A 19375-nucleotide genomic window follows, 5' to 3' on the forward strand; every position below is an offset into this window, starting at 1 on the left:
CGACGGCCGCCCCACCAAGCCCTTCCGCGTCCGCGGCCTGCCCGTCGACGAGATCTTCGCCCACCACCACAACCCCGATGGCCTGCCCGCCCTGCACCGGGCCATCGACACCAACACCCGCAGGCGTCCGGTCGGCGAGATCCTCGACGCCCTCGAAACCCTCGACGACGACATCCTCGCGCTGTTCACCGCCCGCCCCGCCCTGCCCGAGCCCAGCCCCCAGGACGCTGGCGGCCCCGGCGACGACCAGCACACCCACCTCGGATAGGAGCCACCGTGCCCTACCCCCACCCTGTCCCCGCTGGCGTCAGCGCCACCGGCCAGCACGCCCTCAACGTCCTCTACCAGCACCGCCTGGTCTCCACCGGCCAGCTCCACCGCCTGATCACGCCCCAGAACACGACCTCCGAATACCTCCGCCGCCAGCTTCGGAGCCTGCGCAGCGACGGCCTGGCCGATTGCGTCAACCGACGTCGCCACGGTCAGACCGAACTGCTGTGGTGGCTGACCGAGCACGGTGCTGAAGCCGTGGAAGCCACCGGCCTGTTGGCCAAGCGTCCCTACCGCATGAGCCGGCAGGCCGCCGCCGGGCCCCTGCAGGAGCACACCCTGGCCACCGTTGAGACCGGCGCCGCTTTCGTCACCCACGCCGCCCGCCTCGGCCACGAATGCGGCCCCCTCGACTGGACTCCGGAGATCGCCCATTACTACCGCGCCGAAGACCGCCCCGGCGAGGAGCTGACGCTGGTCCCCGACGCCGTCCTGCACTACGTCCACACCGACGCCGACCGGCGCACCCTGCTCACCTTCTTCATCGAGGTCGACCGCGCCCAGATGACCGTGGGGCGCCTCGCCCACAAACTCCACGCCTACGCCGCCTACCACGCCTACACCCCGCAGCCGGCCAACCGCGCGGCACGCCACAGCGCCAGGTCCCAGCCGGCCTGGCGCAGCCGCTACCCCCTCTACCCCCGCGTCCTTCTGGTCCTGACCGGCGCCACGCCCGCGCGGCTCCAGCGCCGCATTCATGACCTGCGCAGCCTCGCCGCGGCCGACCCCCGCCTGCCCACCGCCGGCGTCAAGGCCGGCATCACCACCCTCGACGAACTGCGCGACCGCGGCCCCTTCGCCCCGATCGTCACCCCCGTGCTCGGCCCGGCCACCCCGACCGACATCTGGCTCGCCCCCACCACCGCGCCCGCCGCCACCGCGGCCTGACGACAAGGAGACCCCGATGTTCTGGTTCACCACGCCCAACCCGCCGGCTCCCGCATCCGCGCAGCCCCACCAGCCGGCCTGCACCGACCTGGACACAGCGGAACGGCCGCACACCCCGCTGATCGCCGAAATGCTCGCCCTGTACCGCCACACCCGCCCGATAGGGACGCTCGCCGGACAGGAACAGTCCGCGGAGGAGTACCGACTGATCGCCCGTTCCGTCATCCACCACCTCTACGAGGGCTGGCAGCAGCAGACCGGCGGCCGCGGAAGCATCGACGACCTTCTCCTGGTCCCCCGCACCCCCACCACGGCCCCGCCGGACGGGGACAGAGCCCGCATCCCGCACTGAACACGACGGTGGCCGCGGAGTCATCACCTCCGCGGCCACCACGCCTCACGGCGTCAGCACTCCCCGCTAGGAAAGCGCGCATTTCATCATGCCCGACCACCCCACCGGCGGCCACCGCACCGAGGAAACCGGCCCGGCACGACCAGAATTCACGCTCGTCCTCGACCCGGACGACCAGGAACACCGCACCACCGCCTCCCGGCGGCTGCGCCGCGGTGAAGACTTCCTCGCCGCCGCCCACCACATGATCACCAGCGGCTACCACCCCAAGGCCGGCGCCACCACGCTGCGCCTGGCCCAGCTGTTCGCCGCCCGCATGCGCCGCAGCCGCGACGGCCACTTCGTCTTCGCCGCCGACGCCACCGCCCGCGCCCTGGGCGTCTCCCGCCGCACCGTGATGTACGCCGCCAAGCACCTGCGCGAGCTCGGCCTGATCGCCTACGTCGAACACGGCACCAAGGCCAACGTGCGGCGCACCAGGGGCACCTGGAAGCCTGGCGACGGATACCGCGCCACCGCCACGATCTTCGCCGCCGTCGCCCCGCCCGCGTACGACGAAGCCCGCGGCCGCCGCCTGTCCGGACACGGCTACCACGCCCGCATCATCGGCGTCACCTCCTACGGCCGTCACAGCGCCATCGCCGACGCCCGACGCAAGGCCACCCAGGCCGGCCGGGAGCGTTGCACCCCTTCTGTGGTGGTCTCCACAGACCACCTACAGGTGCAGGTAGACGGGGGTATTAACTACACCTCGCGCACGCGCGCGACGCGCCAAACCCCCACCATTCATCACCACCGCACCACCCCGCAGCGCTGCGCCCAGAACATCACCGCCACCGAACAGCTCCAGACGGAGATCTGGTGGCTCCACCGCACCTGCTCTCGCAAACTCGCCTACGCCCTGCGCCCCCTGCTCGACGCCGGTTGGACCGCCCAGAGCCTGGCCGTCGAACTGCAGACCTGGGGGGTGCCCGGACACCTCCGCAACCCCATCGCCTACGTCCACCACGAACTGGCACGCCGCCAGCACACCGGCGACCTTCCACCCACCCACGCCCCGGCGCCCCAGCCCGCCAAGACCCCTGCCGCGGACGAGACCGCCGAGCGCTACACCGCCCTGCTCCGCTCCCTGGACGACACCGCTACCCCCGCCTGGCAGCACTACGAGGCCGAGCTCCGCCCCGGCCTGCGCAACGCCCTCGCGGCCCGTCGCGCCGAGGTACCGGTGCAGCCGTCCCGGCACGCTGCGCGCCTGCGCGAACCGGAGAGCTATTTCTGGCAGTCGCTCCCGGCCCCGCAAAGCGCTTCTCCGCTGGAGACGTACCGGCGCCGCATTCGTGGTGCGTGCCCGCGGCGTCAGCCGGACGCCGAAGCGCGCGAAGGGTGGATGGAAGCCCTGCGCGACCAGCAGGCAGCCGAGCGCGCCTTCGCCGCCCTGCGTGCCGAACTGGACGAGCGCGCCCGCCGATGACGAGTTGGACCGAGGGTAGGTCTCATGGTTTGCTCCACGGTTTGCCCCACGGTTGGTTTCATAGTTTCACCGAGGGTTGGACCGAGGGTAGGAAAGCCCTTTTGACGCCGTGCCCCATCGATGCAGGTCAGACCCTGTGGGCAGGCCCCTCGCCCGCGCGGACATCTCTTCCTACGCGATAGCCGGAGGAAGAGAATTCCTGATCAGCGTGCCGCGCGCCCTGCGGCGCCGGTCGGCCAGACGGCACTTCAGCCCATGACCTGCGCAGTCTTCGGTGTCCCGCCGGGCCGGGGCGGAGATGCGGCGCAGACCATGTCCCGCGGCCTGCGCTGCAGCGGCTCGGGCCCGGCGCCAGCTGCACAAGCCCACCTTCCCGGGCCAGTGACCGGTGCACAGCCGCGAAGAAACCCCAGAACCCTTCCAACAGCACGGTGGGGCTCAGCCACGCCGTGTGAGACTACGCCGATGACCGAGATCGAGACCCCGCGCCTGGTCCTGCGCCGCTTCCGGGTCCAGGACGCGGCTCCCATGGCGGCTTACCGCAACGTCCCGCACATAGCCCGCTACCAGGCATGGCCCTCGCCCCTCACACCCGAAGCCGCCATCCACCAGGCCCGCGTCTACAGCGGACAGGATCCCGAGCAGCCCGGCTGGTTCCAGTACGCCATCGAACTCAAGGCCGACCGGAGCCTGGCGGGCGACCTCGGCGTGAACCTTCACGACAACTGCCTGCAGGCCGACCTCGGCTTCACGCTCGCCCCGGCCCTGCACGGCCAGGGATACGCCACCGAAGCCGTACGCGCCGCGCTCGGCCACCTCTTCCGCCGGGGACTGCACCGGGTGTCCGCCGAATGCGACGCCCGCAACACCCCCTCGGGCCGCCTGCTGGAACGCGTCGGCTTCGGCCTCGAAGGCCGGCGCCCCGAGTACACCTTGAACATCAACACCGGTGAGTGGACCGACACCCTCCTGTACGGCCTGCTGGCCAGCCGCTGGCAGACACTGGCTGGATAGACCGGGCCGGCGGCACTCGGGGTCCGACGTCGGGAAAGGGCGTCTATGAGATCGAATACGTCGATGCTGGCGAGCGCTGCGCGGTAGACGATGGGCTTCGGGGACTCGGAGCTGCTCTCCTTCAGCGCACCGGCGTGAGTAGCAGGGCCGGCCTTGAGGGGCGCGCACTGAGTCGTCTTTCGTCGGTCAGCTCAGGTGCAGCGGGCGGGTCATGGCGGCGAAGACGGGGGAGTCGGGGAAGGGCTGCTGGCGGCCGACTTCTTCGTATCCCCAGGTGCGGTACAGGTCCATGACCTTGGGGTGAGCAGGGTCGACGAGGAGGGTGACGCGTTGTTCGTCGCGGTGGGCGAGCAGTTCGTCGTGCAGGCGCTGGGACAGGCCCTGGCCACGCCAGGGTTTGCGGATCATCAGTTCGTTGAAAGCGAGGGTGCGGTGGCCGTCCTCGACGGCATACCCCTCGGGCAGCGGGGTGATCATGTGGTCCCACCAGGCGGTGTCGGGGCCCAGGGGCACGGCGTAGGCGAAGCCGGCAGGCTCGCCGCCGTCGTAGGCGATGACGGCCTCCCAGCCGGGGCGGGCGGCGTGGCTGCTCAGGCGCTCATCGAACCGGTCGGTGGAGTGGAACGCGTCGTCCTGGTCGGCGTAGACGTCGGCGTAGACCGTCAGAAGGGCCGGCCGGACCGCGTCGACATCGTGGTGGTGGCGCAACTGGACCGTGGTCATGTGGCTATGCCTTCTCTCGGAGGTGGTCGGCCCAGGCGCGGGCCTCGGGGGTGTCGGGAGCAAGGGCCTGCAGACGGGCGGTGAAATCATTCAAGAGACGTCCGGTACGGCCGTGCCACGCGTCGCGGGGGATGGCTCGCGCGGTGGCCAGCGCCGGAGCGAGGGCATCTTGTTCGAGCTGGGCACGGGCCAGGTGCACCAGGGCCAAGGCGCGGTTGCGCAGCAGGTCGGGGCGGAGCTGGGCGAGGTGGCGGTGGGCGTGGGCTTCGGTGTCGGCCCATCGGCCGAGGCTGTGGTGGGCGATGAGCGCCAGCAGTTCGAGCTCGGCCTGGTCGTAGAAGTCCATCCAGGGGGGCCGCGGGCGGTCGGAAGCGGTCAAGGCCGCGCGGCCCAGGGCGTCCTGGGCGTGGCCGAGGCTGCGCAGCACGGCCTGCGGGTCGTGGAGGTCTCCGAGGTGGACGGCGGTGCGGGCGTGGGCGAGCGAGGCGTACAGCGGATCGCGGCGCACGATGCTGGTGGCGCGCGCGGCGTCGTCGGCGGCCAGCGCATCGGTGTAGCGGCCCAGCTGCCGGTACAGCGCACCGGCGTGGCCCCAGACGCGGAACTGCACGGGCGAATCGGCGCTCAGGCCCGCCAGCGTGACGGCCTGGTGCATGTGCTGCTGCGCCGCCTCCAGACGGCGCCCGTCGATCGCGGCCCACATGGCCGAGGAGGTGAACGCGGCCGCCAGGGAATACAGGTGGCCGCGGACCCGGGCGGAGGCGGTGCCGCGCTGCTGCAGGTCGAGTGCCTGCCGGGCCAGCGCGCCGGCGCGGGCCTCGATGCCCACCGTGCCGCCGTGCCGGTTGTCACTGGCCACGACGTCGGCCAGTTTCGCGGTCAGGCGCTCGACATCGCTCATGCCCACCCGCCGTCGCCGCTCATCGGCAACGGCGCCTGCCGTACTGCCGGCGACACCGAGAGCTGATCCTGCGGTAGCGGTGACGAAGCGGCGACGGTGCACGGCTTCTCCCTTCTGCGCGCCGGCGGCGGCCCGCCGGGCGGGCACGACGAAACCCAGCTCGGTCATGTCCCGGCCGGTGACGATGTGCAACGCGACGCTCTGCAGGGACTGGGGCCAGCGGGCCGTGCCGCTGCGCCATTTGTGGATGGTGCGCTCGCTGACCTGGCCCTGGCGTCCGCTCAGGCGGCCGATGGCCGTGTTCACCTCGTCGGCCAGCTCCCGGACCGTCATGCCATGAGCATCCATCCACCGGACCAGCGCCTCATTGCGCCTGCGTTCCATGAACCCACGGTAGGACCGCAGCACCACCCGAACCCGGTAAAGGAACGGTCAATTGGGCAGGGCGCATGCACGCGGGATTCGGCCCGCTGGGCATGACGGAAGACCGCGGGCGCCGGTTTTCTGTACGTACGGCGCCTGTGGCGCGCATCACACAGGCCCCCTCGCCGGAAGGACCTGCCATGCCGCCCCCTGCCGACCCGAGCACCATGTCATCGCTGCACAAGGGAGCCCGGGCCACCGACACCGTCAGCGGCACCCCCGCCGTCGTCGAAGCTCTGGGCGACGCCACCGGCACGCCCCGCCCCGCGGGGCAGGCCACCCACATCTGGCTGCGCCCTCCGGGCCGGCAGGGCCCGGTCTGGTCACGTCCCGTCGACCGCGTCCGCCCCGCCGACACCCAGGGCGAGGCGTGAGATGAAGCGGCACTGCCCCGACTGCCGCAGACTGCGCGCCGAAGCCGAGCAGCCCGGCGCCGACCTGGACGACATCCTGGCGCGTGTCGCGCTGCACGAAACCGCGGCGCACCCCCGGCGGCCGCCCCCGCCCAGGACCACGAAGCCGCTGGCGGTACGGAGGTGAGCGCGCACGCCGCACCGCACCGGTGGCGGCCGCGCGAACTGGGCGCGGTCTGCGCCGGAGTGCTGTGGGCCACCGCTCATGCCACCGCGCTCGGACTGCTCGCCGACATCGTCACGCGTGACCTCGACCAGCAGCACGGCCAGGAGCCGGTCGCCGCGGCCGCCGACACCCTGCCCGACAGCCCGTAGACGGCCGCGCGCCGGGCCGGCGACCGCCCCCGGCGCGCGGCGCAGATGTCGCCCCTTTCCCCCGAGGGGAGCGGCACGGCCCGCCCGCACCCGCGGGCGGGCCGCCACCTCACCACCGGAAGGACAGCCACGATGGATGACCAGATGAACACCCTGCCCGACCCCACACAGGTCGGAGCCCGCGCCCGCGAGATCCTCCTGACGTTGCAGTCGTGGCCGGAGTTCGCGCGGCTGGAGGCCAGCACCCTCGCGTACCCGGACTGCTGGGGGACCTACACCGGCTACACCACCATCGCCCGCTTCGACCTGGCCACGGACGCGCGTCCGCTGTGGCTGGAGGCCCAGCGCGTGATGGCCATGAAGAGCGCGGTGCACGAGATCACCGGGCAGGACGAGCGGGCCGCCGAACTCGTGGTGCCGGCCCCGGTCGACGAGATGGTCCACGCCCTGCTCGCCCAGCACAACCTGGCCCGCAAGTTCGAGACCGAGACCGGCCTCGCCCTGGTCCACATGACCGACCAGGAGACCTTCGGGTGGGAACCGGGCGACTACACGCACCAGGTCTACGTCGCGGCCTGGGACGCCGAGCCGCCCGAGCGGTACTGGATCCCCAAGACCGAGGCAGCTCGCCGGCACCGCATCCTCGACATGCTCCTGTCGTCCATCGGCATCGCGGACCTGGGGCGCCGGCACCACATCGGCTTCACGCCGGAGCAGGAGGCCGTGGCCGCCGCCGCAGCCTAGGACAGCCGGCCTGACCCCAGCACCCGCCGCAGCGCGGTGACCACCAGGTCCGCCGGGAACCGGACGGCCGCCACCTCATGTACGCGCTGCAGCGCCGCCTCGAACACCAGCGGTTCGACGCCGCCGAGGTAGGCCAGCAGCCACTGGTCGAGCCCGTCAGCCCCTTCCGGAAGCGGAGGCGGGTCGGCGGGCCCGCCCGCCCCCGGCAGCGGGGCCCCGGCCGACGCGTAGGCGCCGGCCGGCAGCCCGACCCGGTCCGGATGCACGCACACCGGCGTCCCGCCGTCCCGCAGCACCCGGTAGCCGTGGGCGCGCTCGTACGCCGACTCCTTCGACGGTTTCGGCACCACGTCGAAGCCGCCCAGCGGCAGACACAGGGACGGGCAGACCCCGCACACCAGGTGCTCACGGCCGGGCGCCAGACGGGGCGCGGCATCAGTCACAGTCCGCACATTAGCCATCCCAGGAGCAAGCCGTGACCGGCTTCATCACCCAGTCCCGCGAAAACCACCCCGAGGTGGAGAACGCGTTCCGCCTCGCCGTCGCATGGTGCGACGGACACCGGATCGACGGCGCACCCGCCATCGCACACGCTCTCAAAGTCACCCGCACCCTCGGAGCACACTGCCCGGACGCCCCCGCGCACGTCATCGCCGCGACGTTGCTGCACGACGCCCCCGACCTCGCCCCCGAAGACGGCATGGAAGCCCGTGTCACCACGGCCGCAGGCACCCTGACGCTGGATTTCATCCGCGACCTCTACGCCGAGCACGCCGTCCTCGCGCACCCGACCGAGGCCGCCGGCAGCGCGCACCTGCGCACGCTCACAACGGTGCCGTGGCTGATGGCGGCCGCAGTCGCCGACAAAATCGTGGCGTTCGAGTACGCCGTCGACCTCGCCGAGCACGCCCCTGACGCGGCCGCCTTCTGGGCCGGACGCCCCGCCTTCACGCGACTGCTGCCGTATTTCCACCGCGTCCAGCGCGCGGCCGACCGTGTGGTGCCGCAGTCCATGAGCCTCGCGTACGGACGTCTGCTGGCCCGATGCCCGAAGGCGACCGCGGCCACCTGACCTACGTCAGGGCGGCCCCCATGACACGAGGGTCTGCTACCGGCAGCCGAAAGGCCGCCGGGGACCGAGCCTCGGGGCGTGTTACTCGGGCACCGGCAACAGGACGCGCTCGTCCTTCTCCAGTGCACCGCTCACAGAGGTGTGCCGCGCGGAACGATAGGCCGTACGGCGCTTGCCGCGACGGTCCCGAAGCCGCTGCGGGACCGTCGCGGCTGCGGCTGCTGCCGGGTGCCGGAAGACGGCAGGTAGCGTCGGGCACATGAACGATTCACCATCCGGCCCCGACGGCAGGACACTGCGCTACCTGGCAGACCAGGTGAACGGCCAGGTACCGATGAGGCTCGTCACGGAGCTGGACCCGCTGCAGCAGGCGGTGCTCGCCACCGGCCGCGCGCTGGAACACCTCGGCGTGCTGGCCGAGCCCGACCCGCGCTTTCCGCAAGACACCGACAATCCAGGCCCGCGGATAGCGGACCTGGCCTACCAGGCCAATGCGGTGCGCCAGCATTCCCACGAACTGTGGGCCCAGCGGCAAAGCGAAGCAGACCTGCTGGCCGCCCAGGCCCAGGAACGCGCGGACGCGGTCGGCGAAGTGCCGTACATCGAGACCGCGGAACTGACGCTGAACCGCCCGGGCGGCGGACCGGTGACGGTACGCGTGTCCTGCGGCGCACAAGGGACCCGCTGGTCGTGCGACGATCCGGCGCTGTCGGGCGCCACCGGCATCGTCGACCATCTGGAAATCGACAACGCGCTGCAGACGCTCGCGCGCGTGCTGGAGCCCTGCTTGCGCCAGGCCGAGTCCGGCGCGTAGCACCGCAGGACACGAACCTTCGCCCGGTGGCCGCGCGGCCCTCCTGCCCAGGCGATCCGCGGCGCTGGCCGCTACAGGGTGTGGTGGTCAGCTGCGTCCTGCACGCTCGCCGCAGAAGCCCGATGGCGGTGGCGGTGTCCGGGCGCGCTCGGCGGAGCCGTCGATCCGGTCAGTGGCCCCTTGCTTCACCGCGGCCAGGCTCCTGGCATCGGGCTGTTCGCCGCCCGTACGGGTGATCTCCGGGGCGTGGGCGAACCACTGGGCCGCCCGGACGGTCTTGTGATGCGTGAAGCCGATCAGTGAGGTGCAGATCGCCGGGCCGGGGCTGGCCGCGGTGGACGTGGTGGCCGGTGATGAGGAGACCGCGGCTGCGGCCGTCCAGGCGTTGTGCGCGCTGTGGTGGTCCAGCGGACCGTCGCGGCCGTGGCGGGTCCCCGGCCAGGCCGGTGTCCGGATGCGGGCCTATGTGGACATCCGGCGGGAGCCGGACGGGACGCCCTGCATCTAACGCGGGGGAGTGGACTCACCGATGGGGGCGGGCCGTCGGGGCGCGGCGGGGTAGGGCTGATGCGTGCCACCGTTCTCCCTTCCCACCGGCCTCGCCCTGGCGCGCCACGTCGACAAGATCCGCACCGGACCGGGGTGGACGATGGAGGCCAAGCTCGACGGCTGGCGCTGCAGCGTGCACACCGGCTCCGGCCGTATCTGGAGCCGTCACGGCAAGGAGCTGACCCGGGCTTTCAGCGACGTGGCGGAGGTGGCGCGCCAGCTGCCGGACTGCGTCCTGGACGGTGAGCTGCTGGCCGTCACGGAGGCGGGGGAGATCTCCTTCGGGCGGTTGCAGACCCGGGCCGGACGCGGCCCGAAGCAGGGTGCCGACTTCACCGTGCACCTGGCCGCGTTCGACGTCCTGGCCGTCGGGGACCATACGGACTGCCGCCCGCGCCCGTACGGGGAGCGCCGCGCCACCTTGCTCGACTTCTTGGAGGGCGGGCCGCCGCAGATCCGCCCGGTGCCGGCCACGCGCGATATCAAGGAGGCGATGCGCTGGGTCGGCGCGCTCGGAGGCGTCGAAGGGGTGGTGTCCAAGCCGGACCGGCCCTACGCGGCCGGCCGTACGGCCTCGGGCTGGCTCAAGTGGCGCCAGCGCCACACCCTGGACGTTGCCGTCCTCGGCGTCACCGGCGCCACCCCCGTCACCCAGGCCCTCGTGCTCGGGCTGCCCCGCACCCGGGGCGGGCTGCGGGCCGTGGGTGTGAGCCTGCCGCTGTCGGCCGCGCTGCGCCACCAGCTCGCCAGCCTGCTGCGCCCGCAGGGCGAGGGACGCCGCGAGTTGCCGGGCACCGTCGGTGGTCTGTCCGGCGCGCCGCCGGTCTCCTACCTGCCCGTACGGCCGGAGGTGGTGGTGGAGATCGAGGCCGACCAGCCGGCCGCCTCGGAGTTCGGGCGTTTCCGCCACCGGCCCCGCGCGGTGCGCGTGCGCGGGGACCTGGCCGTCGACGAGCTCCCCGCCGTTCCGTAGGCCACCCCACTGCCAGCGGGCGGGGAATACCGGGGCGGCGGATCGGTTCTTTCATGTTGAACGAGAGGACCTGACCGCTATGACCACGCCCGCCGCCCGCCCGAGCATCGCGCTGACCTGCCCGTCCGACCAGGTCGGCAGGTGCGCCCGGTGCCACCAGCCGTGCCACCGCTACGGGTACGGAGGCAACCCCCTTCTTTGTATGCGGTGCCTGGAGCCGGTCCGTGCCGCGCAGGGCAGGCCCATGCCGCAGGTGGCTGCCTGAAAGCCGTCAGGTGCCGGAACACAGGGCCTGGCGCAGCAGGGTGACGGTGGCGTCCGCGGCTGCCACCGTGGCGTCGTCCGCGCCGCGTGCCGGGTCCTGCAGTTCTTCCAGGAGGGCGACGGCCGCTTCCAGGACGCCGGCGTGGACGGTGACGGTGCGCAGCGCGGCGAGGGAGGCGGCGGCGCGGCTGGCCGCGGAGGCGTCGCCGGGCTGGGGGATGAGCTGGGCAACGCCCCGGCCCAGCGCGCGGGGTGCAGAAGTATGGGTCACCGCACCAGTCTCCCGTCCCTGTGCCGAGGCCGGGATGAAAGGAAGGCAGCGGCGCGGGGCAGGCGGGCCGGGCCGGGTCGTCACCGGCGTCTGGCCGCCGCCGGCCCGGCCCGCCTGGGCCCCGTTCGCCTTCTTCAGAAGCGAGGGCGTGCCGATCCTGCCCCTGCGGCCGAGCCGATATGCCCCGTGTGCAGCGGGCCCCGGCACGGGCATGACGAACCCGGCGAGGCCCGCCAGCATCAGGTGGCCGGGCAGTCATCCGGGCGGGCATCTGCGGGCGGCCTGCGCAGGAGGGTCTACCAGGCCCGGCACTGTTCCTGTGCTCCGGCTCCGCGGCGGTGTGGCCTGGTCAGTCGAGGGCGCCGCCGAGCGCCGTCAGCAGCCGCCGCTCGCACGTTCCGGGGCCGTCGACGTGGTCGACGAAGTCGGCGGTCAGCGCGAGCGCGCACGTCATCGCGATCCGCTCGCTGTCGGGGACCGGCCCGGCCTGCTCCCGCCAGGCGACTGCGTCGCGTCCTTCGATGGCGACGGCCACCACGTGGCGGACCATCGCCAGGTCGGACAGCTCCACGTATCCGGACCACTGCCTGATGATCTTGTTCATCAGGGTGTCGATGAACCGCTGGGCGAACCGCTCGCCACCGGGGGCGCCGGCGCCGATCTGGTCCAGCGCGCCGCAGAGCAGCACAATCGTCCCGCGCAGCAGCTCGCCGGTGCCGTGGGTGGCCGTGGCCGCCGCGATGCGCTCGCCCAGAGCCGGGATCCTGCCCGGATCGTCGCCCGAGCGCAGCACCACCGCCTGGTCCCATGCCGCTTGTACCGCGCCCACCGCGACCCTCGTCATACCGGCCGAGCGTAGCGATGGGGAGTATCCCGGCGGCGGCGTTCGCGCGGACCGGTCCGAAAGGGGCGCAGCGGCCACCGGCCCGCTGTGCGGGCGCCGGTCACTCAGCCCGAGGGCCGGGGACGGGTTTCGCGGTCGGTGGGCTCGGCGCGGCTGCCGTGGGCTCGGCGCAGGCCGGGCTGGGGCCACCAGTACGCCCGGTGCACGGTTCCCCGGTCAGGGTCGGCCTGGAGGGTGACCTGGTACTCGGTGCGGCCGTCGGCGTGGTCCAGGCGCGCCATCACCGGCGCGTACTTCCACCTGCCGCCGTCGTAGACGTACAGGGCCGGCTGGTCACCGGGCGGCCAGCACCACACCCGCGGCCGGGGCCCGTCCTCGGGCCGCCACGGCGGGACCTGCTCGGGTTCGTCGATCTGCTCACTCACGCCCTTCATGATGCGAGCAGCCACTGACAGACCGGCCGAGCGGCGGGCGCTGCTCACCGTGCGGGGCCTCGGCGGTCTCAGCGGCCGCCTTCCTGACGAGATCCGCCGCCTTTGGCCGCGGCCGACTGCGCCCGGGATGCGAACCCGCTCGCGGCGGTACGGCTGCCGGGTTTCTTCGCGCCGGCGGACTGCACCCGTGACGCCGCGGCCGGACTCATGCGCTGGGCCGCGCTGCTCTTCGACCCGCCGCCCTTTCCACTGCTGTGCTTGCCCACGATCCTCACCTCCTCCTGCTCCTTTCAGCCTCCTCGGTTCCCGGCCGCGCGCCCCTTGCCGAGCGCGCATGCGGGTTCCGGCAAGGGGATGCGCGCGGGCTCGGAGCTGGTCGGCAAGGGGGCGGCCGGGCTCGGCAAGGGTGTCGGCAAGGGGCGCTGTGCTACGGCGCCAGCAAGCGCGCCCGGAGGACCAGGCCCTGAGATGCGCCGCGCATCTGTCGAGCGCGCCGCGCCTCGAAGGCGCGCATGCCGCGCATGCGCTGTCCGGCGCGCCGGATGCGCGTTCCTTGGCGCGCACCGGGCGCGCCGGGACGTGCCGGATGCGCGCGTCTGCCGGGGCGCGGCGCGGCCGGGCGTGAGATGCGCGGCGCGGCCGCCGGCTCCGCCTCGGGGGAGCCGGAGACCGGCAGCGGATCTCCGCAGAGGAATGCGCGGTGGCCGGTCACACGCGTGCACTGGGCCGGGCCCCTGTCTGGGTGAACCGCGGGACTCTGTCCGGAGCCCCGCACGATCGCTGGAGATCACCCGCGATGATGTACAACGATGGCGCCCGGACGGCGGAGCCGGCTGACGCGCGCCCCCTTGCCGAGGACGCACAGGCCAGTGCCGCGACCAGTGCCGCGAACGCAGCAGCGGACGCGCAGAAAACCGCAGGCCACACACCTTGCCCGGCCGCATTCCGGCAGGCCGACACCTCTCTCCTTGTCCCTGAAGCGTCAGCGACCGGGACCAGGTCTACTCCTACGGCTTCCCGGGTCCGTGCGGATGCTCTGCGGATGCTGGGATGTGTGCGGATGGCCACGGTCCGGCAGATAGCTCAGGCGATCACGGCGGAGGGTTCGGATGGCCGGTCGTACGTACGCAGAGCGATGCAGCAGTTGAAGACCCAGGGACTGGCGGAGACGAACGGTAAGCACGGCCAGCACCCGATCTGGAACCTGACCCCGGCAGGGCTGAAGGCTCTGGGCGAAGGGAACGAACTGTTGCCGCGCCCCCGAGCCGGTACCGGGGCCAAGGGCATCAGGGCCGGGTTCGGGCCGCACGGCATCGCGGTGACCGAGACGATCCTCGCCTACGGCGGCCGCCACCAGCTGACCGGCTGGCAGGTGGAAGTCAACCACGCCATCAAAACCATCGGCCTGAGCTTCAGCACCGACGCCGTCCTCACCCTGCCCACCGCCACCAGCGAGGCGAGCTTGTTCGAGGTCGACAACGGCACCATGACCCGCGCCCGCCTGGCGAAGGAGGTCTGGGACTACGAGCGCTACGCCGGCCACCGCATCTGGGAAGGCGCGCGCGGCACCATCGGCCGCACGTACGACTTCTGGGCCCGCCACCGCTACACCCGCAGCCGCCTCTTCCCGACCCTGCACGTCGTCCTGACCGGCCTGCCCGAACACCGCCTCCAACGGCGCCTTGAGGCTCTGGCCCGCGACGTCGACGGCATCACCATCGCGGTGCTGGCCACCACGCTGCCGCGCCTGAAGCGCGGCGAGCCGTGGTACGAGCTCGCCGCGGACGACCCCTCGCGTCGGCGTGCCCGTTACCCGGAGGCGTTCAGCCGCTGACCGGACCGGCCGCCCGGGGCCGACGGTCCGGGGCGCCGCTGTCCGCGCTGCCCCGGGGAAGGCCGCCCGCGTTGTCGGTGCCGGCTGGGAAGCTGGCCGTATGGACAGGGACAGGGATGAGGAGCTGCTGCGCGGCCGGGTCTACGGCACGGACTTCGACGACCCGCACCCGGGCCCGCGGCCGGGCCGTACGTACGCGGAACTGGTGGGCGGGCCGCTGGACGGACTGCTGCTCGACATCACCGGCTGGACGCCGGACGAGATCGCTACGGGCGTCGCGCTGATGACGGAGGTCGGGCGGTTCGGCGCCGGCGGCCGGGCCCTGTACGACCCGCGGCCCGGAGACGCGGGTCGGTGGGACTGGGGCGGCGACGTGCCCTGAGAGCCGGGCTGCCGCCGGGAGGAGGGCAGCGGCTGCGGCGCGACTCTGTCCGACGCACCGTGGCGCTGCACGGTGCAGCGCGGTACATGTACCGGCATGGGCTTACGGCGGGTTCGGTGGGCCGCGGTGGTGGCGCGGGCGCGGCAGATCGCGAACGGCTACGGGCAGGGCAACTGCACGCTGCGCCAGCTGCACTACCGGCTCGTCGCCGAGGGCGTGATCGCGAATTCGCCGCCGATGTACCGCCGGCTGTCGGCGCGGTGCGCCGAGGCCCGGCGCCGGGGTGACTTCCCGGACCTGGTCGACACCCTGCGCGAGGTCCACGTCCCGCCCGCCTGGCCGGACGCCGCAACCTTCCTGCGCGAGGTGGTAGACCAGTTCGGCCTGGACCGTACGCAAGGCCAGCCGTGCGCGCTGTACCTCGCGGCCGAGAAGGACACGCTGCGCACGCTGATGACCGGCTGGGTCGGCGAGCTGGGCATTCCGGTGCTGGTGGTGCGCGGCTTCGGCTCCCAGTCCTACGTCGACGTCGTACGGGCCCGCGCGGCCCACGACGTCCGGGAACACCGGCTGCTGTTCGTCGTTCTCCCGGGTTTCCGAGAGTGTGGCGTTAAGGAGAAGATCTTCCCCTACGCCTACCGGCACTCCTTCGCCCAGCGCCACGCGGACGCCGGCGTCCCCATCGAGGTGCTCTCCCCTTTGATGGATCACGACTCCTACGAGTCGACCCGCTGCTACTACCGGGTCAAGGAAGTACGCCTGCGCGAAGCCGTCGACAAGGTCACCGCCATGCAGTTCGACCGCCACGGACAGCGCGTCTGGGGAGCGGTCACCACCTTGCTGGACGCCGAACGAACCCGATTGGCGATCGGGTCGGTGCAGGTCCCCTTCGGCACCTGCTCCGAGCCCTCCAACGTCGCCGCCGGAGGCGGCGCCTGCCCCCTGCGGTTCCGCTGCGTGGGATGCGACCACTACTCCACCGACATCTCCTACCTCCCCGAGCTCTCTGCCTACCTCGACGGCCTGCTGCGGCAGCGCGAGCGGCTGCGGTCGATGACCGAGGCCGACGACTGGGCCCGCGCCGAGGCCACCCCGTCCGATGAGGAGATCGCCCGCGTCCGGCGGCTGATCCGCCGTGTTACCGAGGAGGCCGACAGACTCACCGACGCCGAACGCGCCGAGATCCAGCAAGCAGCCGCCATGGTCCGCAAGACCCGCCAGGGCTTCCTCGGCATGCCCCGCATCCCCCAGCCCCTGCCCGACCTACGACCGGAGCGACCCGCATGACTCCGACCGACCCCGCAGTCCAGGCCATGCTGGAAGGCCGCCGGGCCGACACCGGCCGGCGCCGCCAGCGGGTCCTCGCTGCCCTGGCCGAGGCCGCGAAGGACGGCTCCGAGACCAGCGTCGCCGCGATCGCCCGCCGCGCGGGCGTCGACCGCACCTTCCTCTACCGCCACCGCGACCTGCTCGGCCAGATCCACGCGCAGGCTGCGGGGCCGCCCACAATCCTGGGCGGCCGGGGTCCGGCGGTCAGCCGGGCCTCTTTGCAAGCCGACCTAGCGGCAGCCGACGCCCGCACCGCCCGCCTTGCCGCACACATCCGCCGCCTCGAAAGCCGGCTCAGCCAAGTCCTCGGCGCACAGGTCTGGCGCGAGTCCGGCATCGGCGGCCCGGACGACACCGAACAGCTCCAAGCCCGCATCACCACCCTCGAACAGCAGGTCATCGACCTGAAACTCAAGCTCCAAGACCGTGACGACGACCTCGCTGCTGCTCGCACCGCCAACCGCGAGCTGATGGCTCAGCTCAACCGGAGCGGGTCCGGTCCAGGGAACCGGACGCTTTGACAGCAGGGATGAACCCCGAGGTCAAAGCAGTCCCGCCTGCTGAAGGGAAGTAGTTTCTGCCGCTGCCGGAAGACAATGACCATGCTCCAGGCTCTTCAACACGATGTCGCCAGCGACCAAGTCAGCATGGAACGTCGACCACGAACGGCACGTCGGGCAGATCCGCCCCGACAGAAACGGCCGAAGGAGGTGCAGTTTGTGGTCGCGGTCAACCATGTAGAGGCTCCCGGTTTCCACCGCGCTGCTCGGATGCTCCATCGTCTCCGTGGCAACCACAGGGTGGTCTCCCATCAGACGGCGGTAACCCAGAACGGCTCGGTCGGCAAACGCATCCCAGGCGACGGACGTGATCTCGATGAGAGGCCAGTCAGCCAGGAATCGCGCGCGCATGAGCAGAATAGTCAGGTCGTTGAACGATTCCTCTAGCGTTCGAGGGAGATCCACGGGGTCGACCCGACGCAGGTGTGCCTGATCATTACGACGAGCTGAAAGCCGCTGCCGGGCAGCACTGGCAGCATCGTCAGCTAAGAGCGCACCCAGCTCATGTAGAGGATGCTCAGGGCTCAAGGCACGCCGCTTCTTCGCCCCGGAGATCTCCTGGAGAACCGCTACCCACTCGCCCAGCCCCGGCCCCCCGCGCCGGTTGGAGAGCTTGCCGCGCAGCGCGGCCACGGCCGAGAGATCAATGGACGCGCTGCGTGCCAGTGCTGCGGTGACCAGAGCGCTGTAGCACAGAAGAATCTCTGCGGTCTCCAGCACGGCGTCGTAAGCCGGCCCAAGGTCCCTGGTGCTCATTCTGGCTTCGGTTTCGCGCCAACGAAGCGCGATGGGGTAGGGGAATCGGGTGCGGACGATATACCCAAAGTCATCGAGTTGAGCAGCGGTCTCCGCCCGAAGACGAAGCGTCTGTCCTGCTTCGATGATCCGCTGTCTGGCCTGCCCAGCATCTTGGCCTTGATCGTAGACAGATCTCACGAGGTTGCCGGCCTCAGCATGCCAGCTGCCCATCCGTTGTCCTGCAATCTCCAGTTCGGCGAGGGCGGAGGAGAGCGCTTCATCGGCCTGCGGCAGGGGCAGCGAAGTCAGATCCTTCAGGGGCAGGTGCCGCATGTCGGCGTGCCCCCTCGTCACGCGCAGGACCGCAGACGAGCGGAGATAGGCCAATATGAGACGCATGTGATCGGGCGAAACGGCCACCGTTGGACGGAGCACGATGGTGTGGCTACCGGCTGCTGCTGGAAGATCTTGTGGCCTGACTACAGCAGCTCTGGCGCCACTCCCCGTTCGCAAGCCGCCCCCCTGAACCAGCACATCACCGGCTTCCAAGTGGAAACGTTCGGGAACGTCAGTCTCCCAACTGTCACTCGTCGGATCCCGTTCCGCGATGGTCCCGTCAGAGCCGATGTCCCGGATCCGGAGGACCCGCACGGCACCGACGTCGGTGGCGCGACTGCCCTTACTGCGTAGGGAGAACAAGCCTCGCGTGACGGAGAACATCGCCCCGATGGACAGAGCGGCCGACCGTTCCGAAGAAACCCTGGAGTGCGGCGCGGCGTTCTCGGTAGAGCTGGACATCAAGACCCCCTGGCACGTAGCGGCAGAAGCTTATCCGCGCCTGCATGCACCACACGTGTGGCACCCGCTATGGTCGCTCTGACAGCTTCTGAGCTGCGTGAACTTGAATCGCACGCTCGCGGCGCCCCGGAGAATCGTCGGGGACTGCGATGCGTCGGGGGAGGACATCGAGCGCGACTTTGTCGCCCGCACCGGCTGCTGGTCCACGGTCGACCGCGTCGCTCTCACCTACGGGCAGGTCCTCGCCTACGGTCTGCCCCCGGCGGAGGGCAAACGCGGCGATCCACGATGGCCGGCCTTCGCCCGCCGCCACGGCCTCGATGCCGCCCGACCGGTGCAGTGGGAGGTCGAAGCCCTGGACCCGGACGAACTGCAGCGCCTGGTCCTCGCCGCCGTCGCCCCGCACGTCGACCGCACGGTCCTGGCCCGCCAGATCGCGCGGGAAGAAGAACAGCGGCGCGCCCTGCGGCGCTTCGCCCGCAGCTGGCCGGACGGCTCCCGCGTCTCCGGCACGCGGACGGAGGGCGCTGCGGCCGACGAGCCCACGGTGACCTCTCCGGCGGTGCACGACCCCGCTGAGGTGGAGCGGTTCTGGACGGCGGAGCTGATGCGGGAGGCCGAGCCCTTGCCGATGCCGGACTACGACGAGGACGACGAAGCGAGCGGTCCGGAGGCGTAGGCGGGCCGGGCCGGTGTCGGCACCGGCATCTGGCCGCCGCCGGCCCGGGCCCGTCGTGCCTCGTTCGTCTTGCCCGGGGAACGAAGCGAACTGACCCCTGCCCCGCAGGAACCGGAGGTGTCCACCCCGTGCGCGATCTGCCGCCCGGGGGTGGGGGGGGGGGGGGGGGGCAGCACCAAGGGGGGGTGGTTTTGCTGGTGGGGTGAGGGGGGGGTGGGTGTGGGTGTTTGAGGGGGGGGGGGGGGGAGAGGGGGGTAATA

25 protein-coding genes and 1 pseudogene are annotated in these 19375 nt (G+C 71.9%); 19 read left to right on the forward strand and 7 right to left on the reverse strand.

Annotation, left to right across the window (positions count from 1 at the left end; translation table 11 throughout):
• The 5 genes and pseudogenes from ACZ4Z1_RS40580 to ACZ4Z1_RS40600 form a co-directional block, all read left to right on the forward strand.
• A pseudogene (locus tag ACZ4Z1_RS40580) lies at positions 1-268 on the forward strand (hypothetical protein); the annotation flags it as partial.
• 8 nt (positions 269-276) lie between these two features.
• Positions 277-1218, forward strand: a complete 942-nt coding sequence (locus ACZ4Z1_RS40585) for a replication-relaxation family protein (protein ID WP_468491731.1) — start codon at positions 277-279, stop codon at positions 1216-1218.
• 16 nt (positions 1219-1234) lie between these two features.
• Positions 1235-1570 carry a hypothetical protein gene (locus tag ACZ4Z1_RS40590; protein ID WP_468491732.1) on the forward strand — a complete coding sequence of 112 codons (336 nt, stop codon included), beginning with the start codon at positions 1235-1237 and terminating at the stop codon, positions 1568-1570.
• A gap of 88 nt (positions 1571-1658) precedes the next feature.
• Complete coding sequence (locus tag ACZ4Z1_RS40595; RefSeq protein WP_468491733.1) at positions 1659-3041, forward strand: hypothetical protein; 1383 nt, start codon at positions 1659-1661, stop codon at positions 3039-3041.
• A 465-nt stretch (positions 3042-3506) separates the two neighbouring features.
• Positions 3507-4055 carry a GNAT family N-acetyltransferase gene (locus tag ACZ4Z1_RS40600; protein ID WP_468491734.1) on the forward strand — a complete coding sequence of 183 codons (549 nt, stop codon included), beginning with the start codon at positions 3507-3509 and terminating at the stop codon, positions 4053-4055.
• A 186-nt stretch (positions 4056-4241) separates the two neighbouring features.
• On the opposite strand, the gene ACZ4Z1_RS40605 is transcribed toward ACZ4Z1_RS40600, so the two are convergent.
• Both ACZ4Z1_RS40605 and ACZ4Z1_RS40610 read right to left on the reverse strand, forming a co-directional pair.
• Positions 4242-4778, reverse strand: coding sequence for a GNAT family N-acetyltransferase (locus ACZ4Z1_RS40605; RefSeq protein WP_468491735.1), 537 nt, complete (start codon positions 4776-4778; stop codon positions 4242-4244).
• A gap of 4 nt (positions 4779-4782) precedes the next feature.
• Complete coding sequence (locus ACZ4Z1_RS40610; protein WP_468491736.1) at positions 4783-6063, reverse strand: Tat pathway signal protein; 1281 nt, start codon at positions 6061-6063, stop codon at positions 4783-4785.
• A gap of 179 nt (positions 6064-6242) precedes the next feature.
• Between ACZ4Z1_RS40610 and ACZ4Z1_RS40615 the strand changes: the two genes are divergently transcribed.
• The 4 genes from ACZ4Z1_RS40615 (at position 6243) to ACZ4Z1_RS40630 (ending at position 7574) form a co-directional block, all read left to right on the forward strand.
• A complete protein-coding gene (locus ACZ4Z1_RS40615) occupies positions 6243-6476 on the forward strand; it encodes a hypothetical protein (protein ID WP_468491737.1) in 234 nt (77 codons plus the stop codon).
• 1 nt (position 6477) lies between these two features.
• The gene (locus ACZ4Z1_RS40620) at positions 6478-6642 is read left to right on the forward strand and encodes a hypothetical protein (RefSeq protein WP_468491738.1); all 165 of its coding nucleotides are present in this window, start codon (positions 6478-6480) and stop codon (positions 6640-6642) included.
• Positions 6639-6830 carry a hypothetical protein gene (locus tag ACZ4Z1_RS40625; RefSeq protein WP_468491739.1) on the forward strand — a complete coding sequence of 64 codons (192 nt, stop codon included), beginning with the start codon at positions 6639-6641 and terminating at the stop codon, positions 6828-6830. Before ACZ4Z1_RS40620 ends, ACZ4Z1_RS40625 begins: the two co-directional genes overlap by 4 nt.
• A 132-nt stretch (positions 6831-6962) precedes the next feature.
• The gene (locus ACZ4Z1_RS40630; protein ID WP_468491740.1) at positions 6963-7574 is read left to right on the forward strand and encodes a hypothetical protein; all 612 of its coding nucleotides are present in this window, start codon (positions 6963-6965) and stop codon (positions 7572-7574) included.
• On the opposite strand, the gene ACZ4Z1_RS40635 is transcribed toward ACZ4Z1_RS40630, so the two are convergent.
• The gene (locus ACZ4Z1_RS40635; RefSeq protein ID WP_468491741.1) at positions 7571-8017 is read right to left on the reverse strand and encodes a hypothetical protein; all 447 of its coding nucleotides are present in this window, start codon (positions 8015-8017) and stop codon (positions 7571-7573) included. The genes ACZ4Z1_RS40630 and ACZ4Z1_RS40635 overlap by 4 nt on opposite strands.
• Before the next feature lie 32 nt (positions 8018-8049).
• On the opposite strand from ACZ4Z1_RS40635, the gene ACZ4Z1_RS40640 reads away from it, so the two are divergent.
• The 4 genes from ACZ4Z1_RS40640 (at position 8050) to ACZ4Z1_RS40655 (ending at position 10982) form a co-directional block, all read left to right on the forward strand.
• On the forward strand, positions 8050-8646 hold the full coding sequence (locus ACZ4Z1_RS40640; RefSeq protein WP_467764299.1) for a hypothetical protein: 597 nt from the start codon (positions 8050-8052) through the stop codon (positions 8644-8646).
• 259 nt (positions 8647-8905) lie between these two features.
• A complete protein-coding gene (locus tag ACZ4Z1_RS40645; protein WP_468491742.1) occupies positions 8906-9460 on the forward strand; it encodes a hypothetical protein in 555 nt (184 codons plus the stop codon).
• Between the two features lie 286 nt (positions 9461-9746).
• Positions 9747-9968 (forward strand): DUF6207 family protein, encoded by a 222-nt coding sequence (locus tag ACZ4Z1_RS40650; protein ID WP_468491743.1) that lies wholly within the window; start codon positions 9747-9749, stop codon positions 9966-9968.
• 63 nt (positions 9969-10031) lie between these two features.
• On the forward strand, positions 10032-10982 hold the full coding sequence (locus tag ACZ4Z1_RS40655) for an ATP-dependent DNA ligase (protein ID WP_468491744.1): 951 nt from the start codon (positions 10032-10034) through the stop codon (positions 10980-10982).
• A gap of 271 nt (positions 10983-11253) precedes the next feature.
• Here ACZ4Z1_RS40655 and ACZ4Z1_RS40660 read toward each other — a convergent pair whose 3' ends face one another.
• From ACZ4Z1_RS40660 to ACZ4Z1_RS40670, 3 genes are all read right to left on the reverse strand, one after another.
• A complete protein-coding gene (locus ACZ4Z1_RS40660; RefSeq protein ID WP_468491745.1) occupies positions 11254-11517 on the reverse strand; it encodes a hypothetical protein in 264 nt (87 codons plus the stop codon).
• A 349-nt stretch (positions 11518-11866) separates the two neighbouring features.
• Positions 11867-12361, reverse strand: coding sequence for a hypothetical protein (locus tag ACZ4Z1_RS40665; RefSeq protein ID WP_468491746.1), 495 nt, complete (start codon positions 12359-12361; stop codon positions 11867-11869).
• A 104-nt stretch (positions 12362-12465) separates the two neighbouring features.
• Entirely contained in the window at positions 12466-12786 is a 321-nt protein-coding gene (locus ACZ4Z1_RS40670; RefSeq protein ID WP_468491747.1) for a hypothetical protein, read from the reverse strand.
• 1051 nt (positions 12787-13837) lie between these two features.
• Here ACZ4Z1_RS40670 and ACZ4Z1_RS40675 point away from each other — a divergent pair.
• The 4 genes from ACZ4Z1_RS40675 to ACZ4Z1_RS40690 all read left to right on the forward strand — a co-directional run bounded on the left by ACZ4Z1_RS40675 (position 13838) and on the right by ACZ4Z1_RS40690 (position 16861).
• Positions 13838-14629 carry a replication-relaxation family protein gene (locus tag ACZ4Z1_RS40675; protein ID WP_468491748.1) on the forward strand — a complete coding sequence of 264 codons (792 nt, stop codon included), beginning with the start codon at positions 13838-13840 and terminating at the stop codon, positions 14627-14629.
• Positions 14630-14729: 100 nt separating this feature from the next.
• The gene (locus ACZ4Z1_RS40680) at positions 14730-15011 is read left to right on the forward strand and encodes a hypothetical protein (protein WP_468491749.1); all 282 of its coding nucleotides are present in this window, start codon (positions 14730-14732) and stop codon (positions 15009-15011) included.
• A 96-nt stretch (positions 15012-15107) separates the two neighbouring features.
• The gene (locus ACZ4Z1_RS40685) at positions 15108-16298 is read left to right on the forward strand and encodes a hypothetical protein (protein ID WP_468491750.1); all 1191 of its coding nucleotides are present in this window, start codon (positions 15108-15110) and stop codon (positions 16296-16298) included.
• Entirely contained in the window at positions 16295-16861 is a 567-nt protein-coding gene (locus tag ACZ4Z1_RS40690) for a hypothetical protein (protein ID WP_468491751.1), read from the forward strand. Before ACZ4Z1_RS40685 ends, ACZ4Z1_RS40690 begins: the two co-directional genes overlap by 4 nt.
• A gap of 21 nt (positions 16862-16882) precedes the next feature.
• On the opposite strand, the gene ACZ4Z1_RS40695 is transcribed toward ACZ4Z1_RS40690, so the two are convergent.
• Positions 16883-17971, reverse strand: a complete 1089-nt coding sequence (locus ACZ4Z1_RS40695) for a restriction endonuclease (RefSeq protein WP_468491752.1) — start codon at positions 17969-17971, stop codon at positions 16883-16885.
• A gap of 373 nt (positions 17972-18344) precedes the next feature.
• On the opposite strand from ACZ4Z1_RS40695, the gene ACZ4Z1_RS40700 reads away from it, so the two are divergent.
• Together ACZ4Z1_RS40700 and ACZ4Z1_RS40705 are read left to right on the forward strand one after the other, a co-directional pair.
• Positions 18345-18518 (forward strand): hypothetical protein, encoded by a 174-nt coding sequence (locus ACZ4Z1_RS40700; protein WP_468491753.1) that lies wholly within the window; start codon positions 18345-18347, stop codon positions 18516-18518.
• 15 nt (positions 18519-18533) lie between these two features.
• Positions 18534-19115, forward strand: coding sequence for a hypothetical protein (locus ACZ4Z1_RS40705; RefSeq protein ID WP_468491754.1), 582 nt, complete (start codon positions 18534-18536; stop codon positions 19113-19115).
• Positions 19116-19375 lie beyond the last annotated feature (260 nt).

The sequence above is a fragment of the Streptomyces sp. NPDC030165 genome, from assembly GCF_055573595.1.